At 70.9% G+C, this 15,264-nt stretch carries 17 protein-coding genes; 4 read left to right on the plus strand and 13 right to left on the minus strand.

All coding sequences use genetic code 11. The annotated features are described in order from the left end of the window. Window positions 1–14: 14 nt before the first annotated feature. On the minus strand, window positions 15–554 hold the full coding sequence (locus tag A6A29_RS35970; RefSeq protein ID WP_073727058.1) for a TIGR00730 family Rossman fold protein: 540 nt from the start codon (window positions 552–554) through the stop codon (window positions 15–17). Window positions 555–650: 96 nt separating this feature from the next. Between A6A29_RS35970 and A6A29_RS35975 the strand changes: the two genes are divergently transcribed. Together A6A29_RS35975 and A6A29_RS35980 are read left to right on the plus strand one after the other, a co-directional pair. Beyond that, window positions 651–995: a DUF427 domain-containing protein gene (locus A6A29_RS35975; RefSeq protein WP_073727059.1), complete on the plus strand. Its 345-nt coding sequence runs from the start codon at window positions 651–653 to the stop codon at window positions 993–995. Between the two features lie 123 nt (window positions 996–1,118). After that, on the plus strand, window positions 1,119–1,922 hold the full coding sequence (locus tag A6A29_RS35980) for an alpha/beta fold hydrolase (RefSeq protein WP_073727060.1): 804 nt from the start codon (window positions 1,119–1,121) through the stop codon (window positions 1,920–1,922). A 50-nt stretch (window positions 1,923–1,972) separates the two neighbouring features. Here the strand turns inward: A6A29_RS35980 and mnmA are convergent, their stop codons facing one another. Next, complete coding sequence (mnmA, locus tag A6A29_RS35985; protein ID WP_073727061.1) at window positions 1,973–3,106, minus strand: tRNA 2-thiouridine(34) synthase MnmA; 1,134 nt, start codon at window positions 3,104–3,106, stop codon at window positions 1,973–1,975. Between the two features lie 61 nt (window positions 3,107–3,167). Here mnmA and A6A29_RS35990 point away from each other — a divergent pair, with 61 nt between their 5' ends. Next, complete coding sequence (locus A6A29_RS35990; RefSeq protein ID WP_073727062.1) at window positions 3,168–3,884, plus strand: N-acetylmuramoyl-L-alanine amidase; 717 nt, start codon at window positions 3,168–3,170, stop codon at window positions 3,882–3,884. Window positions 3,885–3,920: 36 nt separating this feature from the next. Here A6A29_RS35990 and A6A29_RS35995 read toward each other — a convergent pair whose 3' ends face one another. From A6A29_RS35995 to A6A29_RS46040, 3 genes are all read right to left on the minus strand, one after another. Continuing rightward, window positions 3,921–5,090: a cysteine desulfurase family protein gene (locus A6A29_RS35995; protein WP_073727063.1), complete on the minus strand. Its 1,170-nt coding sequence runs from the start codon at window positions 5,088–5,090 to the stop codon at window positions 3,921–3,923. Window positions 5,091–5,255: 165 nt separating this feature from the next. Then, entirely contained in the window at window positions 5,256–5,675 is a 420-nt protein-coding gene (locus A6A29_RS47220; protein WP_241838773.1) for a DUF4190 domain-containing protein, read from the minus strand. A gap of 52 nt (window positions 5,676–5,727) precedes the next feature. Next, window positions 5,728–5,883: a hypothetical protein gene (locus A6A29_RS46040; RefSeq protein ID WP_198953509.1), complete on the minus strand. Its 156-nt coding sequence runs from the start codon at window positions 5,881–5,883 to the stop codon at window positions 5,728–5,730. Window positions 5,884–5,997: 114 nt separating this feature from the next. On the opposite strand from A6A29_RS46040, the gene A6A29_RS36005 reads away from it, so the two are divergent. Beyond that, entirely contained in the window at window positions 5,998–6,645 is a 648-nt protein-coding gene (locus A6A29_RS36005; protein ID WP_073727064.1) for a TetR family transcriptional regulator, read from the plus strand. Between the two features lie 87 nt (window positions 6,646–6,732). Here A6A29_RS36005 and A6A29_RS36010 read toward each other — a convergent pair whose 3' ends face one another. From A6A29_RS36010 to A6A29_RS47225, 8 genes are all read right to left on the minus strand, one after another. Beyond that, window positions 6,733–7,716, minus strand: a complete 984-nt coding sequence (locus A6A29_RS36010) for a helix-turn-helix transcriptional regulator (RefSeq protein WP_073727065.1) — start codon at window positions 7,714–7,716, stop codon at window positions 6,733–6,735. A gap of 161 nt (window positions 7,717–7,877) precedes the next feature. Then, window positions 7,878–8,762 carry a thioesterase family protein gene (locus A6A29_RS36015; protein ID WP_073727066.1) on the minus strand — a complete coding sequence of 295 codons (885 nt, stop codon included), beginning with the start codon at window positions 8,760–8,762 and terminating at the stop codon, window positions 7,878–7,880. 86 nt (window positions 8,763–8,848) lie between these two features. Then, complete coding sequence (locus tag A6A29_RS36020; protein WP_073727067.1) at window positions 8,849–9,520, minus strand: trimeric intracellular cation channel family protein; 672 nt, start codon at window positions 9,518–9,520, stop codon at window positions 8,849–8,851. 18 nt (window positions 9,521–9,538) lie between these two features. Beyond that, complete coding sequence (locus tag A6A29_RS36025) at window positions 9,539–10,795, minus strand: ABC transporter ATP-binding protein (RefSeq protein WP_073727068.1); 1,257 nt, start codon at window positions 10,793–10,795, stop codon at window positions 9,539–9,541. After that, the gene (locus A6A29_RS36030; protein WP_073727069.1) at window positions 10,792–11,883 is read right to left on the minus strand and encodes an ABC transporter ATP-binding protein; all 1,092 of its coding nucleotides are present in this window, start codon (window positions 11,881–11,883) and stop codon (window positions 10,792–10,794) included. The genes A6A29_RS36025 and A6A29_RS36030 overlap by 4 nt, the downstream gene beginning before the upstream one ends. Next, window positions 11,880–12,890, minus strand: a complete 1,011-nt coding sequence (locus A6A29_RS36035; RefSeq protein WP_073727070.1) for an ABC transporter permease — start codon at window positions 12,888–12,890, stop codon at window positions 11,880–11,882. The genes A6A29_RS36030 and A6A29_RS36035 overlap by 4 nt, the downstream gene beginning before the upstream one ends. 92 nt (window positions 12,891–12,982) lie before the next feature. After that, window positions 12,983–14,743 carry an ABC transporter substrate-binding protein gene (locus tag A6A29_RS36040; RefSeq protein ID WP_073727071.1) on the minus strand — a complete coding sequence of 587 codons (1,761 nt, stop codon included), beginning with the start codon at window positions 14,741–14,743 and terminating at the stop codon, window positions 12,983–12,985. Window positions 14,744–14,787: 44 nt separating this feature from the next. Beyond that, window positions 14,788–15,264, minus strand: a 477-nt coding sequence (locus A6A29_RS47225) for an ABC transporter permease (protein ID WP_241838774.1), incomplete at its 5' end; no start/stop codon positions are given.

Consider the following 15,264-nt stretch of genomic DNA (forward strand, 5'->3'; position numbering starts at 1 on the left):
CTGGAGCGGCCCGGTCACTGGTGTCCGGCGGACTCCTCCAGGTGGGCGAGCGCGCCGACGGCGTCCTTGGCGAAGAAGACCAGGTCGGTGAGGGGCAGCGGCAGGAAGCCCTCGTCCTCCATGCGCTGGAACTGCTGGCGCAGCCCGTCGTAGAAGCCCGCCGTGTTCAGCAGGACGACCGGCTTGGCGTGCTTGCCGTGCTTCTTGAGCTCCAGGATCTCCGTGGCCTCGTCGAGCGTCCCGGTTCCCCCGACCATGATCACGACCGCGTCGGCCTTCGCCAGGAGCAGCGCCTTGCGCTCGGCCAGATCGCGCGCGATCACCATCTCGTCGGCGTTCGTCCGGGCCTTCTCGGCCAGGAAGTCCACCGACACCCCGACGAGCCGCCCGCCCGCCTCCTGGACACCGTCGGCGACCACCTTCATCAGGCCGCTCTCCGAACCGCCCCAGACCAGGGTGTGGCCGCCCCGGCCCAGCAGTTCGGCGAACTCCCGGGCGGGCACGGTGTAGCGGTCGTCGAGGTCGGCGGCGGAGAGAAAGACGCAGATGTTCATGGGACCACCGTACGACCCGCCCCGGACAGCGCGGTCCGCGGCCGATCCGTTCCGGACACGGGGAAGAATCCGGGCCGCCGTACCGCTGCACCTGACATGACTTCCCTTACAGGACACCGCATCACCGTCGAGCCCGGCTCCGAGCATGTCCGGGCGGTGCGCGACGGGCAGGTGCTGGCCGAGAGCCGCCGCCCGCTCGTGCTGCGCGAGACCGGCTGTCCGGTCCGCTACTACCTGCCGCCCGAGGACGTCCGTACCGAACTGCTCGCGGCTTCGGACACCAGCACCCACTGCCCGTACAAGGGCGACGCCTCCTACTGGTCGGTGCCGGGTGCGGCCGATCTCGTCTGGGCCTACCCGGACCCGAAGCCCGAAGTCGCCGCGATCAAGGACCACTTCTGCTTCTACGAGACCGAGACCGTAGCCGGGGACGCGGCCTGAGGCACCCCCGTGACCGTGGTTGGCCGGGCGTCAGAAGTCCTTCGCCGGAAGGCTCCTGAGAGATTTCCAAGAATTGTTCCGCGGCAGCGATGAGTTTTCGCGGCCGGTCCGGTCAGCCGTCACATGGACACGACTCTCTCCGCCGACGGCACCCCGATCGCGTACCGCCGCCAGGGCGACGGGCCGCCCGTGGTGCTGGTCGGCGGGGCGCTCAGCACCGCCGCGACCGAGGCAGCCCTGGCCGCCCTGCTGGCGCCGCGCTTCACGGTCGTCACGTACGACCGCCGGGGGCGGGGCGCCAGCGGTGACGGCGGCGGTTACGCGGTACGGCGGGAGATCGAGGACCTGACCGCCGTTGCGGACGCGGTGGGCGGGCGGGTCTCGGTGTTCGGCATGTCGTCCGGCGGGGCGCTGGCCCTGGAGGCGCAGGCGGCCGGGCTGCCGGTGGATCTGCTCGCGGTCTACGAACCCCCGTACACCCCCGGTCCGTCCGGCCTGCTGCACAAGGCCCGTCGCACGGCCCGGCTGCACCGGCTGCTGTCCACCGGGGATCTCGGCGGGGCCGTGGAGCTGTTCCTCTCGGCGACCGGCGTCGAGGCCGGGACGATCGCCCGGATGCGGCGCGCACCGCTGTGGCAGGGCCTGGAGTCGGTGGCGCACACCCTCGCGTACGACGACGCGCTCCTGGGCGACGGGACGGTCCCGGCCGAGCGGTTCGCGGCCGTCACCGCGCGCACGATGGTGGTCTGCGGCGGCTTCAGCCCCCTCCAGGCCCGTAACGCGGCCCGCACCCTCGCGGACGCGGTGCCGCGCGCCCGCCACCGCACCCTGACGGGCCAGATGCGCGAGGTGGCACCGCAGGTGATCGCCCCGGTGCTGGCGGAGTTCTTCGCCAGGGACGTGTACGTCGGCCGGGCCGCGTCGTGACCCGGGCCCGCGTGGGCCCGGCGCGGTGACCCGAGCCGGGCCCAGGGGCCTCAGGAGGGCGAGGACACCCTCTCGCGGCGCACCGTCGTCGCGATCGTCGCGGAGCCGACCACCCGGGTCCCGTCGTACAGCACGACGGCCTGGCCGGGGGCCACGCCGCGTACCGGCTCGGTGAAGGTGACGTGCAGCGTGCCGTCGACGAGTTCGGCGGCGACCTCCGTCTCACCGCCGTGGGCACGGAGCTGGGCGGTGTACGTGCCCGGGCCGGACGGAGGCGTTCCGCACCAGCGGGGCTTGATCGCGGTGAGCGCCGTGACATCGAGGGCCTCGACGGGGCCCACGGTGACGGTGTTGTTCACCGGGGAGATGTCCAGGACGTAGCGCGGCTTGCCGTCGGCGGCGGGGTGGCCGATCCGCAGGCCCTTGCGCTGGCCGATGGTGAAGCCGAAGGCACCGTCGTGGGTGCCGAGCTTCGTGCCGGACTCGTCGAGGATGTCGCCCTCGGCCCGGCCGCCGAGACGGTCGGCCAGGAAGCCCTGGGTGTCGCCGTCGGCGATGAAGCAGATGTCGTGGCTGTCGGGCTTCTTGGCCACGGCGAGTCCCCGGGCCTCCGCCTCGGCGCGGATCTCGTCCTTGGTGGTGAGGGTGTCGCCGAGCGGGAACATCGCGTGGGCGAGCTGCTTCTCGTCCAGGACACCGAGGACGTAGCTCTGGTCCTTGGCCATGTCGGAGGCGCGGTGCAGCTCACGGCTGCCGTCCTCGGCGAGCACGACCGTGGCGTAGTGCCCGGTGCACACGGCGTCGAAGCCGAGCGCGAGTGCCTTGTCCAGCAGCGCGGCGAACTTGATCTTCTCGTTGCAGCGCAGGCACGGGTTGGGGGTGCGGCCCGCCTCGTACTCCGCGACGAAGTCCTCCACGACGTCCTCGCGGAAGCGTTCCGCCAGGTCCCAGACGTAGAAGGGGATGCCGATGACGTCCGCCGCGCGGCGGGCGTCGCGGGAGTCCTCGATGGTGCAGCAGCCGCGTGCGCCGGTACGGAAGGACTGCGGGTTCGCGGACAGGGCGAGGTGCACACCGGTCACGTCGTGGCCTGCCTCGGCGGCGCGCGCGGCGGCGACGGCGGAGTCCACACCGCCCGACATCGCGGCGAGGACACGGAGGGGGCGCGGGGAAGTCTGAGTCATAGCCCCTCCAGGGTACGGGGCGCCGGGAACCGAACGCTCGCGGATATGCGTTGACGATCACATGGGGACCAAAGGAAGCGGCCGGGCTTCGAAGAAGGGGCCCGCGCGCGGTATCAGCCGGCGCGCGCTGCTGATCGGCGGCGGTGTGACGGCGGCGGGTGCCGCCGCGCTCGCCCGCGACGAGCTCAGGCACGCCTGGTGGCGGGTTCCGGGCGTCGAGAAGCCCCGCAGGCCGGGCGAGCTGGACTACGCTGGCGCCCGTTGGGTCGCCGCCTCGGAGGCGAACTGGCGGCGCGCGGACCGCCCCGACGACTACCGGATCGACCGCGTGGTCATCCATGTCACGCAGGGCAGCTTCGCCAGTGCGGTGAGGGTCTTCCAGGACCCCGGCCACGGCGCCGCCGCGCACTACGTGGTGCGCAGGGACGGCCATGTGGCGCAGATGATCCGGGAGCTGGATGTGGCGTACCACGCGGGGAACCGGTCGTACAACGAACGCAGCGTCGGCATCGAGCACGAGGGCTTCGTGGACCGCCCCAAGGACCTCACGACGGCGATGTACGAGTCCTCGGCCCGGCTGACGGCCGCGATATGCGGGCGCTACGGCATACCGATGGACCGCGAGCACATCATCGGGCACGTCGAGGTGCCGGGCACGGACCACACCGACCCCGGGCCGCACTGGGACTGGGACCGGTATCTGAAGCTGGTGCGGCGGGCCGCGACGGCGAGGCCCACCGGGTCGGCGAAGCCCTCGGACTCGGCACAACCCGCGTGATCCCGGGCGCGACGGCCTCCGCGGGACGATCCGCCCTCAGCTGAGTCCGGCCGTCCTCGCGCGTTCCACCGCCGGACCGATGGCGCCCGCGAGTTCCTCGACGTCCTGCCTGGTGGAGGTGTGGCCGAGCGAGAAGCGCAGTGTGCCGCGGGCCAGGTCCGGGTCGGTTCCGGTGGCCAGCAGGACGTGGCTGGGCTGGGCGATCCCGGCGGTGCAGGCGGAGCCGGTGGAGCACTCGATGCCCTGGGCGTCCAGCAGCAGCAGGAGCGAGTCGCCCTCGCAGCCGGGGAAGCTGAAGTGGGCGTTGGCCGGGAGCCGCCCCGCCGGGTCCGGGTCGCCCCCGAGCCGGGCGTCCGGCACGGCCCGCCGCACGGCGGTGATCAGGTCGTCCCGGAGCGCCCCGATCCGGCGGGCGAAGTTCTCGCGTCCCTCGGCGGCGAGCCGGGCGGCGACCGCGAAGGCGGCGACGGCGGGCACATCCAGGGTGCCGGAGCGCACATGGCGCTCCTGCCCGCCGCCGTGCAGCACGGGTACGGGGGTGTATTCGCGGCCCAGGAGCAGCGCGCCGATACCGAACGGACCGCCGATCTTGTGTCCGCTGACGGTCATGGCGGCCAGCCCCGACCGTGCGAAGTCGACCTCCAGCTGACCGACGGCCTGTACCGCGTCGGCGTGCATGGGGATGCCGAACTCGCGGGCGATGTCTGCCAGTTCACGTACCGGCATGATGGTGCCGATCTCGTTGTTGGCCCACATCACGGTGATCATCGCGATGTCGTCGGGGTTACGGAGGACGGCTTCGCGCAGGTCCTCGGGGTGCACCCGTCCGTAGTGGTCGACGGGGAGGTACTCGACGGTCGCGCCCTCGTGTTCGGCCAGCCAGTCGACGGCGTCCAGGACGGCGTGGTGTTCGACGGGGCCCGCGAGGACCCTGGTGCGCCGGGGGTCGGCGTCGCGGCGGGCCCAGTACAGGCCCTTGACCGCGAGGTTGTCGGCCTCGGTACCGCCGGAGGTGAGGACCACCTCACTGGGGCGTGCGCCGAGGGCGTCGGCGAGGGTCTCTCTGGACTCCTCGACGGTACGGCGGGCCCGGCGCCCGGCGGCGTGCAGGGAGGACGCGTTGCCGGTGACGGCGAGCTGGGCGGTCATCGCCCCGATCGCCTCCGGAAGCATCGGCGTGGTCGCGGCGTGGTCGAGGTATGCCATGGTGCGCTCGATTCTACGAGCCCCCGTCGGGACGTACGCCGGTGCGTCACGGCCCGGCCCCCGCAGGCGCTTCACGGGCGGTTCATGGGCGGTGCGCGGCGGCCCGGGTTTGGAGCCCGGTCCGGGACCGGGAGAGCGTGGCGCCCGCCCGTGCCGGTGGCTCGCTCAGCCGCCGACGTTCCAGATGACGGCGCCGTTCGCGGTGACCAGGACGGCCAGGACGACGAGGTCGGCGACGCCGAGTGCGAGGCCGAGCAGGGCGCGGCCCCGGCGGTCGGTGGAGCGGGCGAGTGCCAGCAGCGCCATGACGATGGCGGCGGGCCCGAGCAGGATGTTCATCACGAGGAGTCCGACGAGCCCCAGGACGAACGAGGCGACGGCCAGCCCGTCGGCCTCCCGGCCGGCGGGACTCCGGGGCGCCTTCTCCGGTGCGGAGGTGTCGGCGGCGCTTGCGGTGCGGGCGGCGCTTTCGGTACGGGCGGTGCCTTCGGTACGCGCGGTGCCTTCGGTACGCGCGGTGCGGCCCGTGAGGCCCGCGAAGCCGACGGCGCGCTCTGCGTGGCGGACGGTCTCGGTGAGTTTCATGGTGCGGGCTCCTTCGGATCGCCGGAGTCGGCAGGCTCGTGCCGGACGGTCTTTATCGGGAGCGGCGCGCGAGGCGCTCGCGGACGGCGAAGAGGAGCAGCCAGCCACCGATGACGGCGGCGACGGCCAGGGTCGAGGACAGCGGGATCTGGGCGACCGCCCCGAGGGCGATCCCCAGCAGGAGCAGGGCGGCGACGAGGACGAGCATGTGCGGCCTTTCCACGTGTGGGCCGGAACGATTGAGAGTACGACTGTTCACTGACTCTTGAGTCTAACCTCACCTCCCTTCCTCGACCCGGAGAACGGTTGTTTACTGAATGGCATGAGTCACACCGCCGGCATCCGCCAGACCCAGAAGCTGAAGACACGTCAGGCGCTCCTGGACGCCGCGCTCCGGCTGCTGGAGCACCAGAGCCTGAGCAGCCTGGGCCTGCGCGAGGTCACCCGGGCCGTGGGGGTCGCCCCCACCGCCTTCTACCGGCACTTCGAGGGCACCGCGGCGCTCGGTGTGGCCCTCGTGGAGGAGACGCTGGGCAGCCTGCACGGCATGATCGGCGCGGTCCTCGCGGAGACCGGTGACAGCGACGAACGCCTGGACCGCAGCGTGGAGTTGATAGCGCGCCATGTCGCCGCGCAGCCCGCCCACTTCCGCTTCATCGCCCGCGAGCAGCACGGCGGCGTGGGCCCGGTCCGCGAGGCCATCGCCGCCCAGCTCCGCCGGTTCGCGGACGAGGTGGCCACCGCGCTCGGCGGGGAGCCGGAGTCGGCGGGATGGAGCCGGGAGGACCTGCTGATGCTCGGCGGCCTCTACGTCGACCACATGGTGATCACCGCGTCGGCGCTGCTGGACGCGGGCCCCGGCGGTGAGCGCGAGGTCGTCCGGGTGGCCCGGCGCCGACTGCGCCTGGTCTCCCTCGGCCGCGCGCACTGGCTGGACGACGGGGAGGACATGGGCGCGGGCCCCGCATGACCGGGCCCGCCGTACCACCGGCCGCCGCACCACCGGCCGTAGCGGCCCCGCCGCGCTCAGCCGTCCGCCGCGGCCACCGCCGCGCGCTCAGCCGTCCGTCGCGTACAGCTCCACGACCTGCGCGGCGGCACGGGCGAGCAGGCTCCGCGCCCCGGGCGGCTCCAGCACTTCCAGGTTCGGCCCGAAGGAGAGCAGGGAGCGGGCCCAGGCCACTTCGGGTACCGCGAGTTCGGCCAGCAGCCACTCCCCGCGCTCTTCCCCCGGCCGGGGTTCGCCGGGCCGGGGTGCACCGGTGAGCACGCCCGCGTGGAGGCGTACGAAGAGGTCGAGGCGGGAGCGGTGCACCCGGACCCGGAGCCGTACGTCCGCCGGGCGTTCCTCGACCTGCCGGCGCAACACCGCCCACACCTCGGCCAGTTCCACTCCTGTCCGGCGCACCACACCCTCCTCGCCGAGGGCCGCCTCCCGCACCCGGTCCGCGCGGAAGAGCCGGGGCGCGCCGTCGAGGTCCGCGACGAGGTACCAGACGCCCGCCTTCACGACGAGGCCGTACGGGTCGACGGTGTAGGTGCGCGGGGTGTCGGTGCCGCTGTGCCGGTAGCCGATCCGCAGCCGCCGGTCGGCGAGGACGGCGTCGTGGAGCTCGGCGATGTCCACGGCGGCCCGCGGGCCGCTCATCCAGCGGACCGGGTCGACGAGGAACCGCCGGCTGGTCTGCTCGGCGGCGGGGCGGTGCGGCGCCGGGAGTGCCGCCATCACCTTGCGCAGGGCCGAGCCGAGCGCCGCGTCGAGGCCGAGCGCGGCGTGCGCGCCGTCGGCGGCCAGGACGAAGAGGGCGCGCGCCTCGTCGGCGGTGAGGCCGGTGACATCGGTACGGAAGCCGGGGAGCAGGGCGATGCCGCCGTGGCGGCCGCGCTCGGCGTAGACGGGGACACCGGAGGCGGAGAGCGCCTCGACGTCGCGGTAGATGGTCCGTACGGAGACTTCGAGACGGTCGGCGAGCTCGGTGGCGGGGACCAGCGAGCGGGTCTGGAGCAGCAGCAGGATGGAGAGCAGCCGGTCGGATTTCACGTCACCATGATGGCCGGGGGCCGCACGACGGCCGCCCCGCCACCCAACGCCCCGCCGCCCAACGCCCCGAGGCCCTCAGCCCTCTAGCCCTCAGCTCCGGGCTCCGGGCTCCGGGCTCCGGGCTCCGGGCTCCGGGCTCCGGGCTCCGGGCTCCGGCGAACCTAGCCGCGCGGGGCCTTGGCCAGTTGGCGGGACTGGGCCACCAGGCGGTCCGCACTGTCCCAGACCTCCGCGTCCTCCTCCAGGAAGCCGCCCGCGAGGTTACGGGTGGTGATCGAGACCCGCAGCGGACCCGGTGCCGGGCGGCAGCGGATGTGGGTGGTGAGTTCGACGGTCGGGGTCCAGCCCTTGAGGCCCAGCTCGAACGCGGTCGGCGGCAGCGCGTCGACGGTGAGCAGCAGGGACAGCGGGTCCGCGTCGCGGCCGTCCGCCAGCCCGAACCAGCCGCGCATCTCGCCCTTGCCGGACGGTGCGCCGACGGCCCAGCCGACCGTCGCCGGGTCGAGCGCGATGTCGATGCGCTCGGTGATGGCGGAGCTGCCGGGGATCGGGGCCGGGCCGTCGCCCGGACCGAGGCAGTGCTCCCTGGCCGGCATGGCGGGCGGCGTGGCCGACGTACGGATCTCGTCGGTGAGTTCGTCCAGGTCGCCATAGGTGGCGACGACCCGGATGCGCTCGACCTCGGCGCCGTCCTCGGCGAACTGGAAGAGGGACGCCTGGCCGGTGGAGAGCGTGCGGCCGGTGCGCACGACCTGGGTCCGGACCACCGCGGGGCCGGGGACGGACGCGGTGAGGTAGTGCGCGGAGACCGAGAAGGGGTCGGGGTGCGGGAGCGCCTCGCCGAGGGCCCGGCCGATCAGGGCCAGCAGGTAGCCGCCGTTGACGGCACGGATGATGGTCCAGCCCGCGGAGAGTTCCGCGTCGTAGACACCCTCCTCGCGGAGCGTGACAGCGGTGTCGCGGTCGAACTCGCTGTCCCCGATGGTCGCCCGCGTCACCTGCGTGGTCCGCGTGCCGTGCGCCGTCTGCGCTGCTGCCTGTGCCATGCCATGCACCGTACACCGATCGTATTACTAAGCGGTAGCTTCTCCTGGCGTCACTTCTGCCGGGCGGTGGCTTCCCGGCCCCGCTCTCAGGTCGCCGCCGAGTCCTCCTCCGCCGTGGCGGAGCGCCTGTTGTAGGCGCGCGGGGCCCGCCAGTGGAAGCGCAGCGCCAGCAGCCGCAGGACGAACGCGGTGAGCACGGCCGTACCGCTGGTGAACGCGTTGAGGGCGTCGAAACGGATGCACAGCACAGCCATGACCGCGCCGACGATCGCGGGCACCGCGTACAGATCGCGGTCCCAGCGCAGCAGGGACGGCACCTCGTTGGCCAGCACGTCCCGCAGCACACCGCCGCCGACCGCGGTCGCCAGGCCCAGGGCCGCCGACGCGGTGAGGCCGAGGCCGTAGTCGTACGCCTTGACCGTCCCGGTGACGCAGAACAGGCCGAGCCCCGCCGCGTCGAAGACGTTGACCCCGACCTGGATGCGCTCGACGTGGGGGTGCAGGAAGAACACCAGGACGGCGGCGAGCAGCGGCGTCGTGAAGTAGCCGAGATCCGTGAACGCGGCCGGCGGGATCGCGCCGATCATCACGTCACGGAACAGCCCCCCGCCCAGCGCTGTCACCTCGGCGAGCACCGCGATGCCGAAGACATCGAAGTTCTTGCGTACGGCGAGCAGTGCGCCCGAGATCGCGAAGACGAAGATTCCGACGATGTCGAGCGCATGCTGGACGGAGGGCGTGAACAGTTCGTTGAGCACCGGGCAATTGTGCCGGTATTACTCCTTCGGGCTGTCCTCCGAGGTCGTGGAAGGGGCCGGGTCGACGCCGGAGGGCTTCTCAGCAGACTTCGCGGCGGGCTTCTCGGCAGACTTCGCGGAGGCGGCAGGCTCCGCCTTCCCGCCCTCGGCCGCGTCGCCCTTCGCGACGCTCGCCGCCTTCACCGTGATGACCTCCACCGCGTCCCCCGCGCCGGGCAGCGGCGCGTCGCCGGGCGCCTGGTCCGGTGCGTTCTCCGGGTGGTGGCAGGCCACCTGGTGGCCGGTCTTGAGCGCGATCAGCGGCGGTTCCTGCGTCTTGCAGATCTGCGTCGCCTTCCAGCACCGGGTGTGGAACCGGCAGCCGCTGGGCGGCGATATCGGCGAGGGCACATCGCCCTTGAGCAGGATGCGGTCGCTCTTGGCGCCGCGCCGACGCGGGTCGGGCACCGGCACCGCGGACATCAGCGCCTTGGTGTACGGGTGCATCGGCGCCTCGTACAGCGACTTGCGGTCCGACAGCTCCACGATCTTGCCGAGGTACATGACCGCGATCCGGTCCGAGACATGGCGGATGACCGAGAGGTCGTGCGCGATGATCATGTACGTGAGCCCGAGCTCGTCCTGGAGGTCGTCCAGCAGGTTCACCACCTGCGCCTGGATCGACACGTCCAGCGCGGAGACCGGCTCGTCGGCCACCACGAGCTTCGGCTTGAGCGCGAGCGCGCGGGCGATGCCGATGCGCTGGCGCTGGCCGCCGGAGAACTCGTGCGGATAGCGGTTGTAGTGCTCGGGGTTGAGGCCGACCATCTCCAGCAGCCGCTGGACCTCCCGCTTCAGACCGCCCTCGGGCGTGACGCCCTGGAGCCGGAAGGGGGTGCCCACGATCCCGCCGACGGTGTGGCGCGGGTTCAGCGAACCGTACGGGTCCTGGAAGATCATCTGCACGTCGCGGCGCATCGGCCGCAGCTTCCCGGCGGACAGATGCGTGATGTCGCGGCCCTCGAACTCGACCTTGCCGCCGGTGGGTTCCAGCAGGCGCGTGACCAGCCGGCCCATCGTCGACTTGCCGCAACCGGACTCGCCGACGACGCCGAGGGTCTCGCCGGGGCGCACGTCGAAGGTGAGCCCGTCGACCGCCTGGACGGCGCCCACCTTGCGCTTGAGCACGCCCTTGGTGATCGGGAAGTGCTTGACCAGGCCGGTGACCTTGAGGAGCGGCTCGGACCCGGACCCGTCCGACCCCGGCCGGGGAGTCTTCTTGTCCATATCAGTCACAGCTTCGGCGCAATCTCTTCGGTCCAGATCTGTTCGCGCTGCTCCGGCGACATGTGGCACGCGGAGTAGTGCCCGTCGCTGACGAGCTGCAGCTCCGGACGCTCGGTGCGGGTGACGTTGTCGGCCGGCACGTCGGCGTACGGGCAGCGCGGGTGGAAGGCACAGCCCGACGGGACGTTGATCAGGCTGGGCGGCGTGCCCTTGACGGGCACCAGGCGCTCGGTCTGCTCCCGGTCGATGCGCGGCATCGAGCCGAGCAGACCCCAGGTGTAGGGGTGCTGCGGCTGGTAGAAGACCTTCTCCGAGCTGCCGCGCTCGATGCAGCGGCCCGCGTACATCACCAGCAGCTTGTCGGCGATCTCCGCGACGACCCCGAGGTCGTGGGTGATCATGACGACCGCCGAGCCGAACTCCTTCTGGAGATCACGGATCAGGTCGAGGATCTGCGCCTGGACGGTCACGTCCAGGGCGGTCGTCGGCTCGTCGGCGATCAGCAGCTGCGGATTGTTGACCAGCGCCATCGCGATCATCGCGCGCTGGCGCATACCGCCGGAGAACTGGTGCGGGTAGTCGTCGTAGCGGCGCTGCGGCTCCGGGATGCCGACCCGGTCGAGCATCTCGATCGCGCGCTTCTTCGCGGTCTTCCTGTCGACACGGTTGTGGACGCGGAACGCCTCCACGATCTGCGAGCCGATGCTGTAGTACGGGTGCAGGGCCGACAGCGGATCCTGGAAGATCATCGCCATCTTCTGGCCACGCAGCTCACGTACGCGCTCGGGCCCGGCGCCGATCAGCTCCTCGCCCTCCAGCCAGATCTCACCGGAGATCCGCGCCCGCTCCGAGGTGTGCAGTCCCATGATCCCCAGTGAGGTCACGGACTTGCCGGAGCCGGACTCGCCGACGATACCGAGGGTCTCCCCGGCCTTCAGGTCGAAGCTGACGCCGTCGACGGACTTGACCAGACCGTCGTCGGTGTCGAAGTGGATGGTGAGGTCCCGTACCGAGAGGAACTGCTGTTCGTCGGCTGCGGATCCGGCGTCGGAAACGGCCCCGGAGACCGATGAGTCCGTCGTGCGTACGTCGCTCATGAGAGCCTCACCCGGGGGTCGATCGCGGCGTACACGAGGTCCACCAGCAGATTGCAGACAACGATGAAGGAGGCGGCGACCAGCGTCACGCCCATCACGATGGGCAGGTCGCTGCGGGTCACACCCTGAATGGCGTACTCGCCCATCCCCTGGAACGAGAAGACGCTCTCGGTGATGACCGCGCCGCCCAGGAGCAGCGCGAAGTCCATGCCGAAGATGGTGACGAGGGGGGTCAGGGCCGCGCGCAGGCCGTGCTTGACGACCACCTGGCGTTCTCGCAGGCCCTTGGCGCGGGCGGTTCTGATGTAGTCCTCGCCCATCGTCTCCAGCATTCCGGCCCGGGTGAGCCGGGCGTAGAGCGCGGAGTACAGGAAGGCGAGCGTGCACCAGGGGAGGATCAGGTTCCAGGCCCATTCCCCGGGATTCTCGGAGAACGGCACGAAGTGGACGTCGTCCCAGATCTTCCAGTTGAAGGCGAAGAGGGCGAGCGAGACCATGCCGGTGAAGAACATCGGCAGGGAGACACCGGCCAGCGCGATGCCCATCGCGAGGCGGTCGAAGATCGATCCCCGCTTGAGCGCCGAGAGCACGCCGGTCGCGACACCCGAGATGACCCAGAGGACGGCCGCGCCGACCGCCAGCGACAGCGTCACGGGTATCCGCTGGACTATCTCCGGCCAGATCTCGGAGTGCGTCTTGAAGGAGTAGCCGAAGCAGGGCGCGTTGCAGACGACCGGGTCCGGACCGAACTGGTACTCGGCGCCGACAACGATGCCCTTGATGAAGTGCCAGTACTGGAGGTACAGGGGCTGGTCCAGCCCCAGGTTCTTCTTGACCGCGGCGATGACGTCCGGGTCGGGACTCTTCCCGACGTACTGGGCGGCCATCGAGTCGATCGTTTGCCCGCCGAGGCGGGGCACCAGGAAGAAGATCGCGAACGTGACTGCGCTGACCACCAGCAGCAGCAACACCGCGGCGAATACGCGTCGGATGATGTACGCAGCCACAGCCGTGCGGCGCCGGGTCGAGCGGGCGGGGTAACGCCCGACGTCCCGGCGCCTTCACCTGCCTTTCGAGGGATGCTGTTGAGGAACAGGTGCTACTTGGTCGAGGTCATCAGCACGTAGTCGTACATGCCGAGGTACGCGTCGGTGACCGTGACGTTCGCCGCGGAGTCCGGGCGGTAGAGCAGGTTCTTGCGGTAGAAGAGCGGCACGACCGAGGCGTTCTCCATGACCTTCTGGTCGACCTCGCCCCAGGCGGCGTTGCGCTCCGTGGTGTCCACCGTGCCGATGCCCTTGACCAGGGCCTCGTTGACGCCCTTGTCGTCGAGCTCCATCAGGTTGGTGCCACCGGAGGGCTTGATGGCCGAGCCGTTGACGATCTGGTCGAGGAAGCCGAAGCCGGTCGGCCAGTCGGCACCCCAGGCCATCATCATCATGCCCGCGTTGTTCTTGTGGACCCAGGCCGGGACACCGGCGAAGTCGGTGAAGTACTTGTCCGCCGGGAACTGCTTGATCTCGGCGACGATGCCGATCTGCTTCAGGCTGTTCTGGAGCTGCGTGGCCGCGGTGACCTCGTCGGGGCGGTCGGACCGCGCCGTCAGCGTGGTCTTGAAGCCGCCCGGCTTACCGCAATTGGCCAGGTGCTCCTTGGCCTTCTTGACGTCGCCCTTGCTCTCCGCGGACGGGTACAGGTCGAACTTCTTGTAACCGGCGACGGTCGGCGGGATCACCGTGGTCGCCGGGTCGCCCTTGACCGCACCGCCGATCGCGTCGACCATGCTGCGCTTGTCGGCGATGTACTGAACGGCCTTGCGGCACTCGATGTTGTTGAACGGCTCCACGTTGACGTTCAGCGCCAGGTACTGGAGCGCGCCCGCGTACGGGTTGTCCGTCTTGGCCTTCTCGTCGGCCTTCACCAGGACCTTGGGCTGGGTCTTGGACTGCAGACCCGTGCCCGCGATGTCCGCGGTGATCGTGTCGCTCAGCAGGTGCTCGTCGACCGTGGTCGCGTTGACGTTGAACTTGAGCTCGATCTTGTCCGGCAGAGCCTTGCGGATCGGGTCGTTCTTCTGGTCCCACTCGGGGTTGCGGACCAGCGTCGCGCCGCGGCTCTCGCTGTACGAGGAGAACTTGTACGGGCCCGACGAGACGATCTTCTGGACGTAGGTGGCGCCCTTGTCGGCCTTCTGCGGGACCGGAGCGGTCTGCGAGAAGGCGGCGAGGTAGTCCATGTCCGCGAACGGCTTGTTCAGGTGGAAGACGATCGTGTAGTCGTCCGGCGTCTCGATGGACTTGAGGCCCTCGGCCGACTTGTCCTTGTACGGGCCCTTGTACTTGTCGCCGCCGTCGAGGTAGGCCTTGAAGTACGTCGGGCCGTTGGACAGGGCCTCCGGCGCGAAGTTGGAGCGCTCGATGGCGTACTTGACGTCCTTGGCGGTGACCTCGGTGCCGTCCTCGAACTTCACGCCCTTGCGGAGCGTGTACGTCCAGGTCTTGGCGTCCGCGCTCGCCTTGCCGAGGCCCGTCGCGAGGTCGGGAACGACCTCCAGGCTCTCCTTGCCGGCGGCCGGCTTGAAGGTCACCAGCGAACGGCCGTACAGGCGGGCGAAGTTCTGCACCCAGCCGTAGTACGTGTTGCCGGGGTCGAGGGAGTCGGGACCGCTGGAGTGCTCGTAGGTGACCGTCCCCCCCTTCTTGTCGCTCTTGTTGACGATGCTGGTCAGACCGGCGTCCGCCTTGGCGTTGCCACCGCCGCCGCTGCCGCCGCCATCGGAGTCACTGCTGCTACAGGCCGAAGCGCCGAGTGCGACCGCTACGGCAACGGCTATCGCCGTCGCTGTCTTTCTGTTCTGCATGCTGAGGAAAGCCCCCTCGTTAGTCGGGTGCGGCAAGGCCGCGATTACTTGCCACGAGGGTCGAGTGCGTCGCGCAGCCCGTCCCCCAGCAGATTGAAGGCCAGCACGGTGATGAAGATCGCCATACCGGGAATGACCATGAACATCGGGTCGACCTCGTAGAGATCGACCGCCTGGGTGAGCATCCCGCCCCAGGACGCCTGCGGCGGCGAGATGCCGACGCCGAGGAAGCTCAGCGCCGCCTCGAAGAGGATGTTGGTGGGGATCAGCAGCGTCGCGTACACGAGGATCGGCGCGATCAGGTTGGGCAGCAGCTCCCGGAACAGGATGAAGGGGCCGCGTGCGCCCAGCGACCTGGCGGCCTCCACGAACTCCCGCTCGCGCAGCGACAGGGTCTGCGCGCGGACGATGCGGCCGATGTAGGGCCAGCTGAAGAAGCCGATCACGAAGATCAGTACGGCGATCCGCAGCGTGAGACCCTCCAGGCCGAACGCGCTGCCCTGGAGGGAGGCGGAGATGGA

Origin of the sequence: Streptomyces sp. TSRI0281, from assembly GCF_001905125.1 — a bacterium.
Taxonomy (GTDB): domain Bacteria; phylum Actinomycetota; class Actinomycetes; order Streptomycetales; family Streptomycetaceae; genus Streptomyces.